Genomic DNA, 21888 nt, shown 5'->3' on the forward strand with positions numbered 1-21888 from the left:
CTTCTTTATTTTAAATGAATAAATGAGATCCTTCGTAATACGAAATATTAATAACCAGTCAACTGGTTCAAGGTGATAACAGCGAGATTGTATTGATAAACCGATTCGATTGTTTTTGTTTCGGAGTCAAACAGGTTTGCTTCGTCTTTCATCAGTTCTTTCATCGATGCTTTTCCTAATCTATATTGATCGATTGTTGCCTGATAGCGCTCCAATGCGGTTTCTTTCTTTGTTGTACTTTCCTCTAATGCCTTTTTCACTGCGAGTACCTTCGTATAGTTGTCACTTACTTCTTGACCGATTTTCTTTTGTGTTTTTTGTTTTTGCAGTTCCGCCTTTTTGTGCTCGTTTTTTGCAATTGTACCTTTATATGTGCTGAGTGCGGAATACTCGGCTGTGTAATCAATTCTTACTTGGGCAAAGTCTATTTCTGCTTGTGCCTTGATCATTTCAGGACGTTTTTCATAAGCTTTTGCTTGCAATTGCTCCAAGGAAAGCAGCTCGTGCTGGGTCAGATCAGTAGCGATCATCTTCCATTGTTTGTCCGCTTTTTCATTCAATAAATCGTTGAGCTTAGCCAATGCTTGTTTGTAGCTGGCTTCAAGGGCAGCAAGATTTTTGTGAGCTTCTGTTTCTTGGGAGTCCAACCAGTACTGTCTTTGCAAGCTTGTCTTTTGTGCTTTGATTTTGGCGTCTAATGATTGGACTTCGAAGAATGCTTTTTGCACTTGCAATTGTATGGTGTTTTTTTGCGTATTCAGGGCGACTTCATCGACAACTACTTCTTTGATCGCTTTGGCAGCGTCTTCGAATTTCTTTTTTGCATCAGCCAGCGTCATGATATCGGCTTTTTTTATTTCTGCTTTTTCTCTCAGTGTGATGGATGTTTCGTACTTCGTAATATCTAGGTCAAGCCGAAGCACCTCCAGATCAACGCTGTTCTTAATTGCCTGTTCGACTGCGAAATCTAGCGACAAAGGGGAAACATCCGTCTGTTCAGCAGTGGCCACGAGTGGTGCGGCCAGAGCTATATGGGCGCCACCTGTGAGGAGAGAAGTGACTAATGTTGTGCTGTAAATGTGTTTGAAGAGCCTGGATTTCATGGGGCAACCTCCTGATTATATATGCAAAGATTTGATAACGATTCTCATTATCAAGTCCATGAAAAGTATATATTTCCAATGGAATTTCGTCAATAAGAAAATGTTTTTCACCAAGTTCTTGGTTAGAAATCCAAAACAAATCCCCTTCAGGAAAAAAGGCAAGGAGCATCTGCCTGTTTCCCCAAAGGGGGATTTGTTCTTCGTAATGGGGGAAAAACTATTCTTTCTCCCTGTTTTCTTTTTTTGCCGCAGCCGTCTTGGCAGCTTGATCCAATGTCCCTTCCTTTGGTGTAAGGGAATAACCATGCATATTACTTCCGTTATAACCCATGTCCGGTTTTTCCTTTGAGATGTGATCAGTCATTTGCGTCCCCCTTATTTTGTCCAGTGGGTTTAGAGTCTTGCTGCACATACGGATTGTCGACGTCATTTGGTTTCTTGTCCAGATTGGTACGGATTGCGATTATTGGGCTAGTCGGAGGTTGAGCGATCAGTCTGTCATCCAGTTGTTTGAAATCAGGCAGGTCGTTTTCGCGATTGTCATCCATGTTCGTATCCTCCTTTACGGGTTAGTATGTCCACCACCTGCCTGTCCATTTTCCTTAACTGGAATAGGAAAGAGACTGGTACTTCACAAGAAAAAACAGCCCCAGTCCCAGGAAAGTTCGGGCGGAGGCTGTGACGATCATCTTTGTGAAGTTATCTCTAACTCGTTTTCTTGGCCAGGATCTTCATAAAAGAGGCAAGATTCGTTTGTAGCAATGGTGTGAAGGCAGAAACGGAAGCATTTTCAGCAAGCGTATTCATTTGACGAACAAATTCAGTGGCGTCCTTTGTATTTACATTCTCAAAACGGTTAGCGATTTTTGTATTTTTTAAATCAGAGAGAAGTGTAGCTTGTTCGTTCCGGTATTGTGCGATCCAGTCTGGACGATGTTGCAGCTTTTTGACGAATTGAATCAGCATGCTTACTTTCTCTGTTTGATTGGTTGTGGCCGCTTGCATTTTTTTGTAGGCTTCTGGGTCATAACGCTCCATCAGCTTGGACGGATTCACATAGTCGTTCGGCGCCCCCTGCGGTTTTTGCGGAAGCTCTACGTAGCTGACACTGCCAGTTGCAGGGTCAACCTTTCGGGTTTTGGCCACGCCAGCAAGCAGATGGAGGGTATCCAAAAATTCAGCGGCATTTTTTTCATCAGCCATGTATTGGTCTGCCAAATATTTGCCTTGTGTTAAACCCACTTCTATCAAAGCAGCTCTTTCTTCATCGGTGTAGGTGGATTGGGAGTTGAAAAAATTTCGCTCCAGGATGTGGTCAAAGGCCTTGCGAGCCTCGGGTGGTTTATCTGCGAAAATTTTATTCAAACGCTCATTAATCTCTGTGCTAAAGAAAAATTGGACGCTGTGATGTTCGATGGCATCAGCAGGTAGCTCGCGTGCCTTGTGTGAACGAAGGTCTACAGTATCGGGCTTGGGCAATGCCAAACTAGTTCCTGTCACCATTTTAGGTGCAGTTTGGTTAGTTGGAAGCTGGGGGGATAGGTAGCGGGAATACGATTGGATTTGCATGTTCTACTCTCCTCACATGGATTCATGTTCAGTCGTGATGGTAGGAGATCTGGTTTACCTTTTATCAGATGACTGGTATGAGTTGTGAGAACGGAAGGAAACGGATCTCAATTGCTTCTTTTCTATACTATCGGCTATTTTAGGGCAGTTTTTAATATGCTGGCAAACACGAAAAAGGACTCCCGTTTAGATAACGGAAGTCCGTAATTTTTCTTCGATTATTTCGTGTATTCATCCATGCTGAAGTCTACTTGTTCTAGAGGGACGAGCTTGGTCTTTTGGGTGATTTTATAAGCGAGCCAAATGATTAAGAAGAGTGGCAGGCCAATGTAAGAGACCAGGACGCCATACCAGTCGATCGTTCCACCCATGAATGCGGAATAGTTTTGCCCCAAAATAACGATACAGCAAATGATGAAGGCAAAAATCGGACCAAACGGGAACCACTTTGCCCGATAAGGCAATTCGCTTAAGTCACGGCCCTGGGCGATAAACGCTTTGCGGAAACGGTAGTGACTAATGGCAATTCCCAGCCAGGCGATGAAGCCTGACATACCAGAAGCATTCAAAAGCCAAACATACACTTCGCCTTCTCCAAACAGAGAGGACAGAAAAGCAAGGGCGCCGATGAGCGCAGTCAAGATCAGGGCATTGATTGGTACGCCGTTACTTGTTACTTTTGCGAACCATTTTGGTGCTTTTCCTTCTTTCGCCAGGTTCCACAGCATGCGTGTAGAGGCGTACATGCCAGAGTTACCAGCAGACAATACTGACGTGAGAATAACCGCATTCATGACGGATGCTGCAAAAGCAAAACCGGCATTTTCAAATACAATCGTAAACGGGCTGATCGCAATATCCGTAAGGTCGCCACTGATCAGATTTGGATTATCGTATGGAACCAGCAACCCGATGATCAAAATAGCGAGAATGTAGAAGAGCAGGATGCGCCAAAAAATTTGACGGATGGCCTTCGGAATGTTGCGAGCAGGGTCTTCGCTCTCTCCAGCTGCGACACCAACCAGCTCTGTCCCTTGAAAAGAGAATCCGGCAATCATAAAGACACCGAGCAGGGCCATGAAGCCGCCGTTGAATGGCGCGTCTCCTTTGGTGAAGTTTTGGAAGCCGACTGCTTGACCGCCCATAATGCCAAAAATCATCAACACACCCACAATAATAAAGATGATAACCGTTATTACTTTAATCAAGGCGAACCAATATTCAGATTCTCCATAGGCTTTCACAGACAGGAGATTCAAGGCAAACAGCAATCCGAGGAACAAAGCACTCCACAATATCGCTGGGGTATCCGGGAACCAATATTTCATAATGAGTGCGGAAGCTGACAGCTCGACGGCAATGGTAATGGCCCAGTTGTACCAGTAGTTCCAGCCGAGAGCAAAACCGAGAGATGGATCGACGAACCGTGTGGCATACGTCGAAAACGAACCGGAAACAGGCATGAAGGCCGCCATTTCCCCCAAGCTGGTCATTAAAAAGTAAACCATGATACTAATGGCAAGATAGGCGACTAAAGCTCCACCAGGTCCGGCGGAGTGGATCGAGCCTCCACTCGCAAGAAACAATCCCGTCCCAATCGAGCCGCCGATGGCAATCATCGTCAGGTGTCGGGCTTTTAAACCACGTTGCAATTGATTTTGTGACATAAGCTGCTTGCACGACCTTTCTTGATTTTTGAGAAGGAAGGTCGGAAACGAAAAAACCGCCATAGCCAAAAAAATGGCATAGGGCGGTATCATCCAATCCCCACCAAGCCTTCACTGAAGATAGCTCACCACGTTTGCTTGGCATGCAAACGTGACAGTTCTGCCCCTTTCGAGTACAGCCCCAACCCAATCGCACAGAGACGCGATATGAGCTTCGGCGGATTTTCCTTACCTGGAGTCATTGATTTTCTCTGAATCTCGTACAGGATGATATAAAAGCCGCGACCTCTATCCTCACCGTGAAAGATGAGGATAACATGTATGAAATTATGTGATTCATCAACTATAAAGGATTGTTTGTGATTAATCAATGTGAAATTTTGTTATTCAAATGATCGTCTGGCAGGCCAGGAGCCTTGCAGCTTGCGAATTTGGACGATTTGTCCCGTATGAAACGCATCATGCAGGACCAAACTCATCACATTTTGGTAAATGGGCGTATAGGTAGCCATCTGATTTAACTCTTCATCTGTCAGCAAGGAAAGCTTTTCGTGAATGTGGCGGTGGACGCTTTCCATGCGAGCGAGAGTAGCTTGCCAAGCGTCTTCGTCATCGGGACCGCCGGACGGGATGAAGGTATCATCGTTCGTCTCAGCCGATCCAGGAAATTCAGTGCCCATTAGACGATGCAACAGGCGTTCTTTGTAATAAAGAAGGTGGCTGACGTTTTCCCAGATCGTGTTGGCTGCTTCTCCCACAGGGCGCCAGCTCGCCTCGGCTGCTGATACGCCGGAAAGCGCTTCTTTTAAGGGTGGATACCAGTCTTCCTTGTCATACGTACATTCCCATCCGTGCAAAAGCAATTCCTTCCGATTCATAGGCTTCCTCCTCGTCTGTGAAACAGATTGATGAAACGCTATAATAGCAATAAGAAATGAGGTTGTAACCAGTTAAGTTTATTACGGTGGTTACAAATAGAGATTACCATATCCTGTATGATCATACAAGAGAGAAAATGAAGGGTTTCGTCAGGAGAGATGATGATATGGACTGGCTTTGTATCGATTTTTTAAATAGTGATTGGCGGGATTGGCGTGGTTCTGGTCGTGGGGAAAATCGCCTGGAGAACCAGGAATGGCTGTCATCCTTTTTGCAAACATACAAGCTAACCGCACCGCTGCCGATGAATGAGGAGTGTGCCGCTTCACTTTTGCAGTTGCGCGAGCGTTTGCGACGTATGCTGGAAGCAGTTGTCCGTGGAGAGCGATTCCAAGAGGAGGACCTTGCGGAATTGAACAGAGCTTTGGCTCTCGCTCCTTTTCATGTGCAGGTGTTGTATGTAGAAGAGGAGGGTAGCTACAGGCAAGAGCAATCTAGCTCAACAGAGGGCTGGCCCCTCGTCATGGCACAAATTGCAGCCTCTTTCGCGGAGTTGCTTGCCCCGCAGCATCTGGAGCGAGTCAAAATATGTGACAACGAGGATTGCCGCTGGGTGTTTTATGATGAAAGCCGCAACCGGGTGCGCCGCTGGTGCGATGACAAAATGTGCGGAAACCTGATGAAGGTGCGCCGTTTTCGCGAACGGAAAAAGGAGAAAGGGTGATGCTAATAGGCTCACCCTTTTTATCTGTTCTTCATGAAGCGGGGGTCAATTGGATCAGCTTAGGGTAGATGGTCGAGCTTGCTGCTACGATGCCTGTGTTTTTCCAGCAAAAATCATTCCCTTGCGTATCCGTAATTTTGCCTCCGGCTTCCTCTACCAAAAGAGCACCAGCCAGCCAATCATACACCCCTTCACCGTATTCCCAGTAACCGTCGAGTCGTCCGCACGCCACATAGGCAAGATGGAGTGAAACCGCGCCTTGCATGCGGATGGCAAAAGCTTCTGGCATCACTCTCGTCAAGGAATTCGCTGTATACTTTCCGACCAAGAGGTTCATCGGCTCGGAGGAAGCAAAGAGCGTCCCTAGAATGCACTCACTTAGCTGCGATTTGGATAAGGTACTGATTTTTTGTCCGTTTAAAAAAGCTCCACGCCCGTTAATTCCGGTAAACAGTTCATCACGGCATGGATCATAGACAAAAGAAACAACCGTGCGTCCTCCGTCAATCAGGCAGAGGGAAGTAGCCCACATCGGCATATTTTGCAGAAAGTGAACCGCTCCATCGATTGCATCCATCACCCAATAAGGACTTGTGAATTCAGGCTTTTCCTGTGCAGCCAGATTGAATTCCGCGTCAGAGAATTCATAGGTGGGGAACCGCTCGGATAATGAGCGCTTCAATCGAGCTTCAACTACGGGATTCACCTCTTCAAAGCGTTTAGCCATTGCTTCCTTGCTGTGGCAGGGCACGCCTTTTTCAAATTCCACTAGCAACTCATTTCCCGCACTTCTTACCAGTTCCTCGCAAAATTGCACATCCTGTAGATTCATAACAATTCCCATCCCTTCTCTTTTTGGTAAAAATCGAGTAGTTTTTCGTAATGGTCTCCGTACTTTTGTTTTGAACGCCACTTTACTGATCAGCCAAAACATATAAGTAGTATGTTTGAATACTACTATTAAAAAATCAGTTCGTCAACACTGGTAAGATGTCGAGATTCACAATTTATGCACATGAGCAGCGCGTTTGAGACATAATAAGTAGCATCATACATGGGGGCGGAAACGAGGTGGGTAGGATGAGTCAAGCACGCAAAAAATGGTTTCAGGCACTCGTATTGGTGACACTCGGAGCGATTTGTCTGGCTATATGGTATTTGCAGCCATATCAACCTGATCAGGCAGCGTTAACGGCCATGCAGGGCGGTGAAGGGATTACGGTCATGGATACAAATGACTGGATTATTTTCCAAGGCGGGGAGTCACGCGAACCGGGACTCATCTTGTATCCGGGAGCACTGGTCAAACCGGAGAGCTATGCACCGATTGCCCGTGCCTTGGCAGGCTCTGGCTATCATGTTTTTCTCGCACGAATGCCGCTGAATTTGGCTGTAAGTGATATGACGCGAGCTACACAAGTATTAAAGGCGTACCCGAATAAAACGTTTGTCATCGGAGGACATTCGCTTGGAGGAACGATGGCAGCTCAATTCGCAGCAAACCACTCGGACCGAATCAGTGGTGTATTTTTACTGGGAGCGTATCCGAACAGTCAGGGGAACTTGAAGAAGGTGAATTTGCCTGTGCTGTCTTTGCTCGGTTCTCGCGATGGAGTGATCACTATGCAAAAGTTTATGGAGGGCAAGCAATATTTACCGGATCGTACTGTTTACATGTCCATAGAAGGGGGGAACCACGCCCAGTTCGGCAGCTATGGATCGCAGGAGGGTGACCAGCCCGCTGCCATTACCCCGCAGGAGCAGTGGCAGCAAACGGTAGCAGCAATCAAGGATTGGCTGCTTAATGAGGTTACGATGATGAACGTGGAATAATACCGGATACAACACCTGTAATGCGAATGTTTTCCGAGGGGAGTAACATGGGGGTGTCTTGCTCGCGTGTGGTTGTAAACAGACACTCCAATGGATTGACGTCTGCTGCGATGCGCACAAGGAACTGCCCCTCCTGGCGGATCAATACAGGTCTGTCTTTTACAGGTTCCATCGAAAAGTCTGAGATCAGGAGAGCGTCTCCGGGAAAAATACCGAGTCCACGAAGGCCGTCATCTCGCATGATGAGAGCAAAGCGGGCCACGTGATAGCTGGCTACCTGCAAAGAGGGTAACAGGGACAGCTCCTCGTCTTGGTCTAAGGCGAGATCAAAAAAATGAGTCGTGTATGCATCTCCGGCAATAAAGACTCGTTTCATCAGGTATCGCCTCCTAGATAATAGCGTTGTCAATTACCCATAGACGGGAAAGCCTTTGGCATACAGACGGCTCAGTATGCGCTCAAAACGGGCACGAGCAAGAGGCATCGGCACCTGAAAGCGCTGAGCTATGATAGCCGGAGCGTTGTATCGCGAGCAATCGGCAAGTAGGGGACTCATCATGTAGATGGGAAGCAGCAAATGCTCGGCAAAATGATTCGCTTGCGATTCTTGCCAGTCAATCATCCATTCGCTGCTCTGGGGCTGAATGCCTTCATGAAGGAGTAAATGTCCGAGTTCATGCGCGATTTTAACCCGCTGGGTAGCGAGATCGAGTCGTTCGTCCACCGCAATGACATAACGTCCCGGCAAAAAGGGATGCGCGTGTGCACGACTTCTGCCGCAAATACGATGGATCTCGATGCCGTACGTCTCGCACAGCAAATACAGATCGATTTGTTCGGGCTGGTCGATGCCGTGATGCTGAAGCAACAAGTACACGCGACTCTCGAGCCATGTTTGCGGTTCGCAGATTTCTTTCAAAAGGGAGTGAAGCATCAAGGACCTCCTAAATGAATGGTAAGGAACGTACGTTCTGTTTCTCGCTGAAAAGAAAACCCCGCTCTGGGGTTATTTTTTTTTGATGTCTTCCGTGATATCAAACAAAGACGGAGGTCGTTCCTCGCGTACTTTACGGACTTTCCACTGTTTCTTCAAGTCGTACCAGTAGCGGCGAATTTCTTTTTTCTCCTCTTCTGAAGCGTCCAGATATCCGTCTAGGAAATAGTAGTCGTCTGGGTCATCGATCTTTTCCTGCAAGAGCTCGTCCAACGAACGTTGATTTGTCTGCTCAGTTGCGGGGAGAATATAGGCCGTGACTTCATCTGTGCGGCCCAACAACCAATCGGTCGTGACGTCCAGCACATCAGCCAATTGCCGCAGCATGTCATTCGGTGGTGTGCTGTGGTTGTTCTCGTAGTTACTGATCGTCCCCTTGGTCGTGCAGACATGCTCTGCCAACTCTTCCTGGGTCAGACCTTTTGTCTTACGAGCTGTGCGTAAGCGCTGAGATAGCATGAGCGTGCCAGTCCTTCCTGTGAGGATGTACAAAATTATTGTACTAAATGAAAGAGAAAAAGAAAAGTATGGATATTAATTTTGATTTCAACGAATTATGTACAAGCCTTTTGTACAAAATACAGATAAGGACGATGTAGGAACGCACGTTCTGTACAGTGACAAAAGGGGAGATCAAACATGGAAGATCAAGTAACAACCGTATTACTTCAGCAAGGGCCATTTGCTGCTTTGTTTGTCTGGTTGTTGTTTTATATTATGAAGGCAAATCGAGAACGCGAGGGGCGTTTACAGGACTTGCTGGACAAATACAGCGACAAATACGATCTGATCCTCGAGGAATTGCGCGAGATCAAGGGAAAAGTGAGGAAATAACTCTTCTTTTTGACATCAAAACTTTTGATGAGTGTGACGAATACAAATCCATTACTTATGTTGCCCGATTCCTTGAAGAGCTTATTCAGCAAGGGGGACAAATCGTTGCAGCCTGTACCAGACCTTGATCGGCCTTTAGCCCTTCAAGGTTTCTTTTTTCTTGCTGTGTCCTTTTCCCCATTCACACGTCATCCATAATAACTTACCAATACTTAGCAAAAAGGAGCAGCAAGACTATGCATTTACCCGTCGTCTACTCAACCATCTGTGAAAAAGCATTACAGAAAGTGCTTCAGGAAGCATATCCAACCGAACACATACAATCGGTTTCCTACATGCTTCGAGGCATGAACGATACGTACTTCGTGAAGACGATCGATCAAAAACGAATTTTCAGGCTGTATCGCAGTGATTGGCGAACAGAGGAAGCAGCAGTCGCTTTCGAGATGGAACTGTTGCTCCATTTGAGCAGACAAGGCGTATCTGTATCTGTGCCAATTGCAGACGGCTCAGGAAAGCATGTCTTGAGACTGCAAGCAGCAGAGGGCAATCGCTTTGGGGTGCTGTTCACTTTTGCGGAGGGCAAGGAGCAGGAGATTGATACCGAGGAACTGAGCGAACGATTCGGCAGAGCCGTTGCCGAACTGCATGTAAAATCAGAAGGCTTTTCCACACAGCAAGCTCGCGAAGTGTGGGACTCCGAGACGCTGATTCATCACCCGTTAGCCAACATTGAGCCACGTCTACAGCATCGGAAGGAAGATTTTCAATTTCTCCAAAAGCTGGCGATTGAGCTGGAAGCCAAGCTGAACGAGCATATCCGTGCCGGACTCGACTGGGGGATTTGTCACGGAGACCTTCAAGGGAATTTTAATACGAACTTTTGTGAGGACAACACCTATACCCACTTTGATTTCGACCTGAGTGGATATGGTTGGCGGGCGTATGATCTGGCTGCTTTCAAGCTGAGCCGAATATTGATCGAAGAAGATGACGAACTGGTGGAGTCGCTATGGAATGCTTTCCTAAAAGGATATACCGAGGTTCGTCCCTTATCTGAAAACGATCAGGCTGCGGTGTCGCTTATGACAGGTATTCGCCAATTGTGGCTAATGGGGCTGTGCATGCATGATCCTCATATCATGGGTAGCAGCGAATCAGATGAAGCTTTCGTGAATGAGAAGATGGAGTTTTTTAAAAAATATTTCGCGTGATCGAGAAGTGTTTTGCAAAACGTTGTCAGAAAAGCATGCGACCCGAAGTCAATGATAGGTAAGCCATACATTGACGAGAAAGAGGGAGAAAAGCATGTTACCGTACATCGGAAGTGGCCACTACTGCTACGCAAATTCATCATCAATGCTTTTGGAGACAATTGGGGAGAAGGTAGCTCCTGCCGTACTCGAAGTGCTCTCCGGGGTAGGAGTCGGAGCTACCTGGTATGAGGAGCAGAAAGTGATTTATTTCGGACAAGTGATCCCTGACCGTGGTGTCAGTCATGCACTAGAGCTGCTGGGTTTTCGTTGGACGGAAAGATCAGGAGATGCGGAGGGCGAGCCACCGTTGGCGGAATTACGGCGCGATTTGGAAAAGGGGCCCGTGTTGCTCGGACCGCTTGATATGGGCTACCTGACGTATAACCCAAATGCTCAGTATTTGGGTGGCGCTGATCACTTTGTTCTTGCGTACGAGATGGACGATCAAGCGATCTATGTGCATGATCCAGCAGGTTTTCCTTTTGTCAGCCTGCCGTTGTCTCAGTTTGTCTTGGCGTGGAAGGCTGAGAAAATTTTTGATGGCCTCTTTTCCTATCATTATTGGACTGCACCAAAGCGTGTAGGCAGTCCGACAGAGGAGGAGCTGGTTGCAAATGCCCTTCGTTTATACAAAGGAATCTATCAGGAAAGCGCAGCGGCGGAACAAAACTCTTCGATCCTATACGGACAGGAAGCGATCTTGCGTGTAGTGAAGCGGATGGAAGAGGAAGGTGGACTTACGCCAGAGGAAATGGGCCACTTAGCCTATTTTGCTTTCCAGCTAGGGGCGAGGCGAGCGATGGATTTCGCAGGATTTTTCCTGAAGCATGAGCCAGAACTGGCGGCGATCAAAGAGAAGCAGGCAAAGCAATTCGGACGGTGTCACACATTGACCGTAGAAAAGAATGAGAAAGAGCTCGCGGATGCCATGCGCGTGCTGGCAGATATCGAAGAAGAATTTCGCCAAGTGGTTTGCGCCAAATAATATCGTTCCCCCAAGTGAGTAAGCAACGCTCATTGGGGGTTTTTCTTTAATTTAAAATATTATTACTTTTTTATGATTCATGACAATCTCATCCCGGATGTGTTACCTTGTTATTCATTAGTCCATGTAAAAGAGACATAGTCCATTCCATGTGGACATAATTTACAACACGTAACGGGGGTTCAAGTCATGAAACAGCTAGGTTTACTACCCAAAATTCTGATCGCCATTATCCTTGGGATCGGGATCGGCTCCATCTCGCCGATTTGGGTTGTGCAAGGATTGGCTACATTTAGTGGCCTATTTGGAAATTTCCTCGGATTTGCGATTCCGTTGATTATCATTGGATTTATCGCGCCAGGCATTGGTGAGCTGGGCAAAGGGGCAGGGCGTTTACTTGGGGTAACCACAGGGGTTGCTTACTTGTCTACGATTCTTGCAGGAGCACTCGCTTATTTGGTCAGTACGAATATTTTTCCACACATTCTTGAGGTAGGTGGACTGGTGAATCAGTATGCCAATCCGGAGGAAGCACTGGTAAAGCCGTTCTTTACTGTGGACATGCCGCCGATTGTAGGTGTGATGACAGCATTGTTGCTCGCCTTCACCCTTGGTCTTGGAGCGACTGTCATCAAGGGGAACGCCCTGCAAAAGGTGATGGTAGACTTGAGAGATATCGTAGAGAAGCTAATCGCTTCCGTCATTATCCCGTTGCTTCCATTACATATCCTGTCTGTATTTTCCAACCTGACCTATGGTGGACAGGTCACGATGATTTTGTCCGTGTTTGTTAAAGTTTTCGTTATGATTATTGCCTTGCATCTATTCTATCTGTTCGTGCAGTACTTGATAGCGGGCCAGATGGGACGCAAAAACCCATTCACGCTGCTGAAAAATATGCTTCCCGCTTACTTCACAGCGATTGGAACACAATCATCGGCAGCCACCATTCCTGTGACACTGAGCCAGACCAAGAAAAACGGTGTGAGCGAAAAGATCGCGGATTTCGTCGTTCCACTCTGTGCGACGATTCATCTTTCCGGAAGCACGATTACGCTTGTCAGCTGTTCCATGGCAGTCATGATGCTAAATGACATGACGACATCCTTTGGCGTGATGTTTCCGTTCATCTTGATGCTGGGCGTAACGATGATCGCCGCACCAGGTGTGCCGGGCGGAGCAGTCATGGCGGCACTCGGATTGATGGAGTCCATGCTCGGATTTACTACCACGTTGACTTCGTTGATGATTGCGCTGTACATCGCTCAAGATAGCTTCGGTACCGCTTGTAATGTAACCGGTGATGGTGCGATTGCGGTGATTACGGATCGATTGAGTGAAGAGAAAGCAGCTTGATGATGTAATAGAAATACGTAGGGGAACGAGACCTGTCCATTTTTGGATGGGTCTTTTTTGTTGGATTCTGTTGGTTATGCTATACCTCGACAAATTTTTATGAGAGTCCACACGAAACAACAAATATAGGCAAAAAACATTATGTTTTGACAAAAATTGAATAAAATGGTACATTCCAATTATTCCATAATATAGGAGGCGCTCATTGTGAAAAAAATCTTACTCGCATTGACACTAGTATTTGCACTATCCTCATCTGCACTTGCTGCGAATACAGAAACAGAGCCTAACGATACCTTTGAAACGGCGGATACTTTGGAGATTAACTCTTCTATCTTAGGTCAAGGGGAGAGCGGTGATTGGGATACTTTTGTTTTTGTAGCAAATCAAACCGGAAAAATGAGAACGAGCCTTAAAAATAAGACCCAAGGAGTAGTTCCATACGTTGTGTGGGCTTCAGATAAAACTACCAGCCTTGCAGAGACTTCTGGTGAAGCAGAATTCGATGTAGTCGCTGGTGAAACATACTATATAAGACTTTGGTCTGTTGGAAAGTCTGATTACACTCTCTCATTGAACAATCTGTAATATCTTTGAAAAAATGCAAATAGCTTTTTACAAAAGCAGATTACGGCTTTGTAAAAAGCTATTTTTAGTTGCTAAATTGGGCACTTCAATTTCCCATTTCCAACTAGTGAGAATTATATTATCATTGGGTATAATTTCATCATTCTACTTTTTGCGAAAAGGGGAATACATAACGCAATGTTTAACGAACGGAAAGCGTTACAAATGACATTGCAGGCCATGCTAGAGCAGCGTATGGCACTGCGTCGACAGTATGTCGATCAGGACAAGCAGTTGGGAGCTGACATCAAGCAGCTTTTGAGCCGCATTCGCGAGTTGGATAACGAAGCCGGGATCGGAGACGATGAAAGCTCAGAAGATACAGCTATGTCGACAGAGGAATTTTCCGATGATCTGATGAAGCGTATGAAGGTGAGAAAGGCGCACATCCGTCACGATTATTTGGAAGTTGCAAAGCACATCGAAAACCTGTTGAGGGAAGCGATGTCTCCGATGTCATTGGCTGATCTCTGTTCCGTGTTGAAAGCACGGCACCAGGTAGAGTTTGCGAGTCCCTACATAGGTGTACAGAAGTCATTAAAGTATCTACCCCAAGTAAAAGTAGAAAAGGACGGGCGGAAACTGATTTTTTCACTCTAGGCAACCAGGGTGAGATAGGCAGTTTCACGGGAGACAAGACCCCAAAAAGGCGATGTGTCTATGCACAATCGCCTTTTGGTGTCTATTGATTTACTTGCTTATTGCAAGAAGGATTTGAGCATCCAAATGTGTTTTTCCAGGCTACTGCGGATTCCCAACAGCATATCGGCTGTCGCTTCATCGTCGGCTTGGTCCGCCGTTTCCATAGCCAGCTTCAGCTCGTCTACGAGAATGGCGAAGTCTCTCGCGATCGTTTCTACCATTTGCTCGGCTGTTTCGCTTCCTTCTGCTTCGGTGATGCTCGCTGTGTTCAGACATGCAGCCAAAGTCGCTACAGGCTTTCCACCGATGGAGAGGACACGTTCAGCAAGGGAATCAAGATTCGCTGCTGCTTCGTTGTACAATTCCTCAAATTTTGCGTGGAGCGTAAAGAAATGAGGTCCTTTTACATTCCAGTGAAAATTGTGTAGTTTCGTATAGAGGACTGTCCAGTTCGCCACTTGTTTATTTAATGCGCTATAGAGTGTGTTTTCCATCGAGAATCTCTCCTTATTTATAATAATTCTTTTGTTAAATTTATTATAAACTAATAAGAAGTATTGTCAACACCCAGGAGGAAATTTATGCAGCAGTTGCGTATCGGTGCGGTTATTTTAGCGGGCGGAAAAAGCAGTAGAATGGGCTCGCCAAAGCAAAACTTACCGTGGAGGGACGGAACCTTTTTAACAGAGCTGGTAAAAGAAATACAGGCGGCTGCCTTGTCTTGTTTCATTGTAGCGAACGATTTTTCGGACACTCAAGTGACACAAAAGGAACAAATTGATGAACAGCCCGTCACAATTACACCTGACCTGGTACCATCCTGCGGTCCTGTAAGTGGACTGGTTACTGCCTTTCGCGTAAGTTCCGAGGATGCTTTGCTGGTGCTATCCTGTGACCTTCCTTTTATGGATCGTGAGCAAATCGCCAGACTCATTGAATTTGCGAGAGAGAGAAACGATTGGGACGTGATTGTCGCCCAATCAGAGGGACGAATCCATCCATTATGTGCTGTGTACCATCGGAGAACGCAGACTAATTGGGAGCAGGCGTTGTTGCATGGACAGCGAAAACTGATGCGGACATTAGATGAACTGCGCGTGGTGCCCTTGCCTGATGAATGGTTGGACCCTTGGGCTGCTTTTAATGTCAACACGCCTGAAGAGTACGAACAGGCTAAACTTGAAGAAAAACGCAGAAAGACAGGACATGCTTAAGGTATGTCCTGTTTTTTTGTTTGGAAAAAAGGGGCTTTTCATAGAGGGCTATCATACAAGCGTTTCTCTGGACAAACCGTATGAATAGTAGTGATGGCTAACGAAAGGAGGGAGCGCAATGACAAGAAAGTGCAAAAAACAGGGCAAACACCACGGTCACCACTGTTGTTGCAAAAAAGTCGACAAAAACGACCACCACTGTTGCAGCAAAAAACACGACAAGTATTACGACCACCACTGCTGCGGCAAAAAACACGACAAGTATTACGACCACCACTGCTGTGGCAAAAAGCACGACACGTATTACGACCACTACTGCTGCTGCAAGAAACACGACGATTACTACGAGCCTCAATGCTGCTGCAAAAAACAGAGTCATTACGATGAGCCGCATTGCTGCTGCAAAAAGCATGAACATTGCCACGATCACTGCTGTTGTTGCAAGCAACATGATTGCAAATGCTTTAAAAAACATGACCACCACTGGTGCAAGAAACATGAGATAGATGATGAAGACGAAGAAGAGGACGACGACGAAGACAAAGACAAAGATGAAGAAGATGACGAGGACGAAGATGATGACGATCACTGCAAGCATCACAAAAAGAAACACTGCTGCTGCAAATAAAAAATTCCCACGCACAAAGAACAAAAACCCGAGAGGCTATCTCAGGCTTTACCAGATGAGACAAACAATCAAAAGCGGGAAGGCTCTGAGCTTGTCCCGCTTTTGACTGAATCCGAATCCTCCTTTAAGGTAGGAGGATTCTCTTTGCTTGTGTATACACGTTCATTTTGTCATTGCGGATAAATCCGACTGCGGTGAGCTTCAGTTCATCTGCCAATTGCAGGGCGAGATCAGTTGGAGCGGACTTGGACAAAATGATGCCAGCGCCAATTTTGGCAGCCTTGAGTAGCACCTCAGATGAGATGCGTCCACTGAAGACAAGAATTTTGTCCGTGGTGGAAATGTTATCTCGCAAGCATTTCCCATAGATCTTGTCGAGAGCATTGTGACGTCCGATGTCGGAGTACTGAAGCAAAATTTCATCCGGTGTACAGAGGGCTGCATTGTGGACGCCACCTGTTTGGCGGTGGATCTCAGACGATGCTTGCAATTCTTTCATCAGGCGCATGCATTGAGCGGGAGTGACAATTGTTGTGCTTTCAACGGGCTTTGCTGTGCGCGCATCGCTAAAAAAGTAAAAGGATTGTCTGCTTTTTCCGCAACAGGAAGTAATTCTGCGTTTGGAGTAAAAGCTCTGCGACAAAATCGTTTCTTTATGTAAATCAACGTAAGCAAACCCTTGGGCCTCATTTAGCGTAAGCTGTTTGATTTCCGAGTAGCTCTTGATGACACCCTCGGCTGCGAGAAAACCAATGACCATTTCTTCCAGGTCGGCTGGGGTACATACGATTGTAGCGAATTCCTCATCATTAAGGAAAATCGTGAGGGGGTACTCGGTAACGATTTCGTCGTCTTCCCAGCCATGCTGGTCAGCCGAAATTTTCAACACGGGCAATCGGGTGGTGATGGTTAGTTCGGACATACGGGCCTCCTTTTTGTCGAATTTATGAAGGTTTCATGGCTATTTTGTGAGGAAAATATTGTCGAGTGAACGCTTACATGGTAGTATACTATGTGAGATGAAAAGTGTCATAAAATTTTCGTCTTTTCATGTATTCATAGCGTAAGGACAGATTGACACGGAGCAGCGACCCTGCCACCGATTATTTTGTAGCCTTGCAGCGAATTACATAGTGAACACAATGCTTGTTGATGCTGATGTAGCGTTCCTGCTGATGATTAACTGCTGTGTTTCATCGTAGCCCTCGTTTCCATTTGTGGAGACCTGGGTGAGTCGGTGAAATCAGCAGTTTTTCTTTTTTTCGAGAAGGCTGCTGATGGATCCACAGCATGCTAAAGACCATTGCGAAGGAGATGAATGATTTGGAACAAAAAGTGAAAAACCGCTGGCTCATTGCGTTGGCTGCGGTAGGCATCCACATCTCGATTGGATCGGTATACGCATGGAGTGTATTCACCAAGCCAATTACCGAGCAGTTCGGCTGGGACTTGCCAGACGTTCAATTTACGTTTAGTATTGCGATCTTGTTCTTGGGGCTGTCTGCTGCCTTCCTCGGTCATTATGTTGAAAAGCATGGCCCACGCAAAGCTGGCATTCTCGCATCTATCTTTTTTGGAGTAGGAACTGTCGGGGCTGGCTTGGCGATTCAATTGAGCAGTTTGCCTCTGTTGTACTTGTGTTATGGCGTACTTGGCGGTATTGGTCTTGGTGTAGGTTATATTACGCCAGTTTCGACGTTGGTCAAATGGTTTCCGGATCGCCGAGGTCTAGCAACAGGTCTTGCGATTATGGGCTTCGGCTTTGCTTCCATGATTGCCAGTCCAATTATGAACGCTTTGATTGCAAATGTAGGAATTGCGAACACCTTTTATATTTTAGGTATTATTTATTTCGTTGTGATGTTGGCTTCGGCTCAATATTTGGCTCCACCTCCAAAAGGTTGGGTACCGGCTGGATTTTCCGCTGAGGGAACAGCTGGCAGCAAGCAAATCAAAAAGGATTTGTGCCAATTAACTGCCAACGAAGCGATCAAGACACGCCGTTTTTACTGGCTGTGGCTGATGCTTTTTATCAACGTGACATGTGGAATCGCCGTTATTTCGGTAGCATCGCCGATGGCGCAAGAAATGGTGGGCATGTCTGTCGGAACAGCAGCTCTCATGGTAGGGCTAAACGGTTTGTTCAACGGTGGTGGACGAATCGGATGGGCGTCTCTGTCTGATTTCATTGGACGACCAAATACGTATACAGCTTTCTTTGCCATCCAAATGGTATTGTTCTTCCTGTTACCGAATATGTCCAATCCAATCCTGTTCATGGTCGCGATGTTTATCATTATGACCTGTTACGGTGGTGGCTTTGCATCCATTCCGGCTTACATTGGTGACTTGTTTGGAACGAAGCAATTGGGCGCGATTCACGGCTACATTTTGACGGCATGGGCTGCTGCCGGCTTGGCAGGACCGATCTTTGCAGCATGGGTTCGCAAGACGACAGATAGCTATACCGGAACCATGAGTGTTTTCGCAGGGATGTTCGTTGTCGCTCTCGTGATCTCGCTATTAGTTCGTCTGGATATCAAAAAACTAAAGGAAGAAGCCAAACAAAGAGAAAAGTCTGTTGAATTGGCTAGTTAATCAATGGTAAAGTTTAAGTAGAGAATGATTTGAAGTAAAGGTGATTTTCCTCGATGAATAAGTTCGAAGCAGAATTCAGTAATTTGGTCAGGGCTTTCCGAAAGCGCCATATGGGAAAGGGACCTAGCAAGATCAGCACCACGTTCTGCAAGAACTGGGCGATTTGCGAGATGGAAGGCAACCTTTCTCCGGTGGAAAAGTTCATCGCCACTTCGGAAGACGGAAAGCAGACATTACGAGCTGCCCGAACCGAAATGGTCAAAGAGATCTATCGGAAACACCAGCCAGTTGACATGGAAGCGTTTCTTGGAGCAAAACTCGTTGATCTATTCGTCGATATTGACATTGAACGGGATTTTGGAATGTCGATCTTTGTTTTTGATCAAGACATCGAAAAAAGAATGAAAAACGAACCGTAAGTCTAAACGAAGCAGCGTTCCTGTTCACCGGCTTAGACGTAACGGAATTCGCAAAAGCAAACACGAAGTTGAGACTAGGTAGCGAACCTGCCGTAGACAACCACCGTGAACACGCTCTTTTCCTATAGGACAAGGGACGGTTTCATGGTGGTTTTTTCGTCTCAATGGAGTTTATTAGAGGGGAGACAAAAGAAATGGGCAAGACCAAGCATGGCGGACCAATTAAGCTGGATACTTCGTGGAAGCCTTCCTTATGGGCTTCACTAATGCCGATGGGACTCGGAAAAATCAAACCGCATCACATTCGCGATACGATGAAGGTGGCCTATGACAATCGCGATAATTTGGGGTATGCCTATCGCATTTTGACGCAAGGGGTATGTGATGGCTGCGCTCTCGGCGTATCCGGTCTCTACGATCAGACGTTGACTGGTCCGCATTTGTGCACTACACGACTGAACGTACTGCGCCTCAATACCATGCCTGCCATGGATGCCAAATGGTTTGAAGACGTGAATGCGCTGCGCAAGCTGTCTAGCGAAGAATTACGCAAGCTGGGAAGAATTCCGTATCCGCTTTCAAGAAAGCCAGGCGAAAACAAGTTCACCCGCATTAGCTGGGATGAAGCGTTAAACCGCATCGCGAGAAAAATCAAAAACATCAGCCCGAAACAGTTAGCCTTTTTCTTGACCGCTCGTGGGATTACCAACGAGGTATATTACACGGCAGCTAAAATGGCTCGTTTCCTCGGAACCAACAACATCGACAACGCATCGCGAATATGTCACTCGCCGAGTAAGACAGCATTGAAGCGTTCGGTTGGTATTGGTGCATCGAGCTGTAACTATCAGGATTGGATCGGTACCGACGTGCTCGTATTCTGGGGCTCTGTACCAGGTAACAACCAGCCTGTATCGACGAAATACATGTATGCTGCGAAAAAAGCAGGAACGAAAATCATCCTGATCAACCCGTACAAAGAGCCAGCGATGGAGAAGTACTGGATTCCATCTGTACCGGATAGTGCTTTGTTCGGAACGAAGATTGCGGACGATTTCTACCAAGTGAACATTGGCGGCGACATCGCATTCATGAACGGCGTGATGAAGATTTGGTTCGAGATGGAGGAAGCCAAGCCAGGCTCTGCGATCAACCATGAATTCATCAAGGAGCACGCGAACGGAATCGAAGAGCTGCGCAAGCATGTGATGAATGAATCGTGGGAGAAGATCGTAGAATCCTCCGGTCTCAGCCGCGAGCGTATCAAAGAATTCGCGCAACTGCTCGCCAACTCCAAAAATGGTGTATTCGTATGGAGTATGGGTCTGACCCAGCACAAATTCGGTACGGACAATATTTCTCAAGTAGCCAATCTGGCCATCCTTCGTGGGTTTTTGGGTCGCAAGCACACTGGTCTCATGCCGATTCGCGGACACTCCGGCGTACAGGGCTCTGGAGAAATGGGTGCCGATCCGTTCAGCTTGCCAGGTGGAGATTTTGAAGAAAAAACCTGGAACCGCATTGAAAAAATTTGGAATTTCCCAATACCGAAATGGCAAGGAGATATCGTCGGTATTTCTTTGGAGAATGCCGTGTTGCCAGATGGGCACGAGCGCAAGACCAGATTGTTCTATACGAGTGGCGGCAACTTCCTGGAGACGATGCCAGACCCGGACTTCATGCAAAAATGCTTGGAGAGCATAGAAGTGCGTGTACACCAGGACATCATTTTCAATACATCTACATTGGTGGACGCGAAGGAAGAAGTAATCGTACTGCCAGCAATGACTCGATACGAGCAGCCGGGTGGCGGTACTTCCACAAGTACAGAGCGTATGGTCTACTTCAGTGCCGAAGTGGAAGGGCCACGTATTGAAGAAGCGCGTTCGGAATGGGAGATTTACGTAGATCTGGCGGCACGGGTAAATCCAGAGAAAAAGCATCTGATGCACTTCTCAAGCGCATCTGAAATTCGTGCAGAGATTGCCCAGGCGAATCCGAACTACGATGGTATCCAGCATCTGAAAAACCGCGGAGATGTTTTCCAATGGGGCGGGGCATGGTTGTGTGAAGGCGGCGTATGCCCGACACAAGATGGCCGAGCGAATCTGATTCCGATTGAGATTCCAGATTTGAACAAGCCAGAGGGACACTTCTATGTAACGACTCGTCGCGGTAAGCAGTTCAATTCGATGATTTACAGCCAGAAAGACCCGTTCAACAATGCGGACCGTTATGATATCCTGATCAATGCAGAGGATGCAAAAGAACTGCGCATTGCAGAAGGCGAAAATATCGTCGTTTACAATAAATATGGAACGTTCCAAGGACGTGCCAAATTCGAGGACACCAGACGCGGCAACATTCAAGTACACTGGCCGGAAGGAAACGTACTCATTCCAAAGGGTGTATACGAGACATACGCAGGTATTCCCGAATACAATACAGCCGTGAAGGTTGAAAAAGCGGACACTTTCCACGCCAACAAAGATTTGAAATACGTGGAGAGAGAAGTAGAAGATTTGGAAGTAAACGTCGGCTGACGAGCTGCAGCAATGGG

Annotated in this window: 25 protein-coding genes and 1 riboswitch; of the genes, 12 read left to right on the forward strand and 13 right to left on the reverse strand. The window is 46.6% G+C overall.

Going from position 1 to position 21888, the window contains the following annotated elements:
- Positions 1 to 47: 47 nt before the first annotated feature.
- The 6 genes from ASG16_RS13585 to ASG16_RS13605 form a co-directional block, all read right to left on the reverse strand.
- Positions 48 to 1103, reverse strand: coding sequence for a TolC family protein (locus ASG16_RS13585; protein WP_056497269.1), 1056 nt, complete (start codon positions 1101 to 1103; stop codon positions 48 to 50).
- Between the two features lie 217 nt (positions 1104 to 1320).
- Positions 1321 to 1467: a hypothetical protein gene (locus tag ASG16_RS30900; RefSeq protein ID WP_198674222.1), complete on the reverse strand. Its 147-nt coding sequence runs from the start codon at positions 1465 to 1467 to the stop codon at positions 1321 to 1323.
- Positions 1460 to 1651 carry a hypothetical protein gene (locus ASG16_RS13590; protein WP_056497267.1) on the reverse strand — a complete coding sequence of 64 codons (192 nt, stop codon included), beginning with the start codon at positions 1649 to 1651 and terminating at the stop codon, positions 1460 to 1462. Before ASG16_RS13590 ends, ASG16_RS30900 begins: the two co-directional genes overlap by 8 nt.
- Before the next feature lie 157 nt (positions 1652 to 1808).
- The gene (locus tag ASG16_RS13595) at positions 1809 to 2672 is read right to left on the reverse strand and encodes a hypothetical protein (RefSeq protein ID WP_056497264.1); all 864 of its coding nucleotides are present in this window, start codon (positions 2670 to 2672) and stop codon (positions 1809 to 1811) included.
- Between the two features lie 218 nt (positions 2673 to 2890).
- Positions 2891 to 4339, reverse strand: a complete 1449-nt coding sequence (locus ASG16_RS13600) for an amino acid permease (RefSeq protein WP_056497416.1) — start codon at positions 4337 to 4339, stop codon at positions 2891 to 2893.
- A 113-nt stretch (positions 4340 to 4452) separates the two neighbouring features.
- Positions 4453 to 4638: riboswitch (Lysine riboswitch) on the reverse strand.
- A gap of 84 nt (positions 4639 to 4722) precedes the next feature.
- Positions 4723 to 5217: a DinB family protein gene (locus tag ASG16_RS13605; protein WP_048031493.1), complete on the reverse strand. Its 495-nt coding sequence runs from the start codon at positions 5215 to 5217 to the stop codon at positions 4723 to 4725.
- Positions 5218 to 5384: 167 nt separating this feature from the next.
- Between ASG16_RS13605 and ASG16_RS13610 the strand changes: the two genes are divergently transcribed.
- Complete coding sequence (locus ASG16_RS13610) at positions 5385 to 5942, forward strand: CGNR zinc finger domain-containing protein (protein ID WP_056497261.1); 558 nt, start codon at positions 5385 to 5387, stop codon at positions 5940 to 5942.
- 31 nt (positions 5943 to 5973) lie between these two features.
- On the opposite strand, the gene ASG16_RS13615 is transcribed toward ASG16_RS13610, so the two are convergent.
- Positions 5974 to 6774, reverse strand: a complete 801-nt coding sequence (locus ASG16_RS13615) for an inositol monophosphatase family protein (RefSeq protein ID WP_157966771.1) — start codon at positions 6772 to 6774, stop codon at positions 5974 to 5976.
- 248 nt (positions 6775 to 7022) lie between these two features.
- Here ASG16_RS13615 and ASG16_RS13620 point away from each other — a divergent pair, with 248 nt between their 5' ends.
- On the forward strand, positions 7023 to 7775 hold the full coding sequence (locus tag ASG16_RS13620) for an alpha/beta fold hydrolase (protein WP_056497253.1): 753 nt from the start codon (positions 7023 to 7025) through the stop codon (positions 7773 to 7775).
- On the opposite strand, the gene ASG16_RS13625 is transcribed toward ASG16_RS13620, so the two are convergent.
- The 3 genes from ASG16_RS13625 to ASG16_RS13635 form a co-directional block, all read right to left on the reverse strand.
- Positions 7753 to 8151 (reverse strand): hypothetical protein, encoded by a 399-nt coding sequence (locus tag ASG16_RS13625; protein WP_017251977.1) that lies wholly within the window; start codon positions 8149 to 8151, stop codon positions 7753 to 7755. The genes ASG16_RS13620 and ASG16_RS13625 overlap by 23 nt on opposite strands.
- Positions 8152 to 8184: 33 nt before the next feature.
- Entirely contained in the window at positions 8185 to 8709 is a 525-nt protein-coding gene (locus tag ASG16_RS13630; protein WP_056497251.1) for an ImmA/IrrE family metallo-endopeptidase, read from the reverse strand.
- A gap of 72 nt (positions 8710 to 8781) precedes the next feature.
- Positions 8782 to 9228, reverse strand: coding sequence for a helix-turn-helix domain-containing protein (locus tag ASG16_RS13635; protein WP_048031497.1), 447 nt, complete (start codon positions 9226 to 9228; stop codon positions 8782 to 8784).
- A 180-nt stretch (positions 9229 to 9408) separates the two neighbouring features.
- Here ASG16_RS13635 and ASG16_RS13640 point away from each other — a divergent pair, with 180 nt between their 5' ends.
- The 6 genes from ASG16_RS13640 to ASG16_RS13665 all read left to right on the forward strand — a co-directional run bounded on the left by ASG16_RS13640 (position 9409) and on the right by ASG16_RS13665 (position 14427).
- Entirely contained in the window at positions 9409 to 9603 is a 195-nt protein-coding gene (locus ASG16_RS13640) for a BhlA/UviB family holin-like peptide (protein ID WP_012684855.1), read from the forward strand.
- A 236-nt stretch (positions 9604 to 9839) separates the two neighbouring features.
- Entirely contained in the window at positions 9840 to 10817 is a 978-nt protein-coding gene (locus tag ASG16_RS13645) for a homoserine kinase (RefSeq protein ID WP_056497248.1), read from the forward strand.
- Positions 10818 to 10911: 94 nt separating this feature from the next.
- Positions 10912 to 11844 (forward strand): YobF C-terminal domain-containing protein, encoded by a 933-nt coding sequence (locus ASG16_RS13650; protein ID WP_056497245.1) that lies wholly within the window; start codon positions 10912 to 10914, stop codon positions 11842 to 11844.
- 189 nt (positions 11845 to 12033) lie between these two features.
- Entirely contained in the window at positions 12034 to 13200 is a 1167-nt protein-coding gene (locus ASG16_RS13655) for a dicarboxylate/amino acid:cation symporter (RefSeq protein ID WP_056497242.1), read from the forward strand.
- A gap of 207 nt (positions 13201 to 13407) precedes the next feature.
- Positions 13408 to 13788: a hypothetical protein gene (locus ASG16_RS13660; RefSeq protein ID WP_056497240.1), complete on the forward strand. Its 381-nt coding sequence runs from the start codon at positions 13408 to 13410 to the stop codon at positions 13786 to 13788.
- A gap of 177 nt (positions 13789 to 13965) precedes the next feature.
- On the forward strand, positions 13966 to 14427 hold the full coding sequence (locus tag ASG16_RS13665; RefSeq protein ID WP_048031503.1) for a hypothetical protein: 462 nt from the start codon (positions 13966 to 13968) through the stop codon (positions 14425 to 14427).
- 98 nt (positions 14428 to 14525) lie between these two features.
- On the opposite strand, the gene ASG16_RS13670 is transcribed toward ASG16_RS13665, so the two are convergent.
- Positions 14526 to 14963, reverse strand: coding sequence for a Dps family protein (locus tag ASG16_RS13670; RefSeq protein WP_056497237.1), 438 nt, complete (start codon positions 14961 to 14963; stop codon positions 14526 to 14528).
- 87 nt (positions 14964 to 15050) lie between these two features.
- Here ASG16_RS13670 and mobA point away from each other — a divergent pair, with 87 nt between their 5' ends.
- Entirely contained in the window at positions 15051 to 15683 is a 633-nt protein-coding gene (gene mobA / locus ASG16_RS13675; RefSeq protein WP_056497234.1) for a molybdenum cofactor guanylyltransferase, read from the forward strand.
- Between the two features lie 97 nt (positions 15684 to 15780).
- Here mobA and ASG16_RS30590 read toward each other — a convergent pair whose 3' ends face one another.
- Together ASG16_RS30590 and fdhD are read right to left on the reverse strand one after the other, a co-directional pair.
- Complete coding sequence (locus ASG16_RS30590; RefSeq protein ID WP_056497231.1) at positions 15781 to 16326, reverse strand: hypothetical protein; 546 nt, start codon at positions 16324 to 16326, stop codon at positions 15781 to 15783.
- Positions 16327 to 16435: 109 nt separating this feature from the next.
- Positions 16436 to 17233, reverse strand: coding sequence for a formate dehydrogenase accessory sulfurtransferase FdhD (gene fdhD / locus ASG16_RS13690; protein ID WP_056497227.1), 798 nt, complete (start codon positions 17231 to 17233; stop codon positions 16436 to 16438).
- Positions 17234 to 17634: 401 nt separating this feature from the next.
- Here fdhD and ASG16_RS13695 point away from each other — a divergent pair, with 401 nt between their 5' ends.
- The 3 genes from ASG16_RS13695 to ASG16_RS13705 all read left to right on the forward strand — a co-directional run bounded on the left by ASG16_RS13695 (position 17635) and on the right by ASG16_RS13705 (position 21871).
- Positions 17635 to 18909, forward strand: coding sequence for an L-lactate MFS transporter (locus tag ASG16_RS13695; protein ID WP_304412535.1), 1275 nt, complete (start codon positions 17635 to 17637; stop codon positions 18907 to 18909).
- Positions 18910 to 18962: 53 nt separating this feature from the next.
- Entirely contained in the window at positions 18963 to 19328 is a 366-nt protein-coding gene (locus ASG16_RS13700; RefSeq protein WP_007722503.1) for a Na-translocating system protein MpsC family protein, read from the forward strand.
- Positions 19329 to 19522: 194 nt separating this feature from the next.
- Positions 19523 to 21871, forward strand: a complete 2349-nt coding sequence (locus ASG16_RS13705) for an FdhF/YdeP family oxidoreductase (protein ID WP_056497221.1) — start codon at positions 19523 to 19525, stop codon at positions 21869 to 21871.
- The last annotated feature ends 17 nt before the right edge of the window (positions 21872 to 21888 follow it).

The sequence above is a fragment of the Brevibacillus sp. Leaf182 genome, assembly GCF_001423865.2.
GTDB lineage: Bacteria > Bacillota > Bacilli > Brevibacillales > Brevibacillaceae > Brevibacillus > Brevibacillus brevis_C.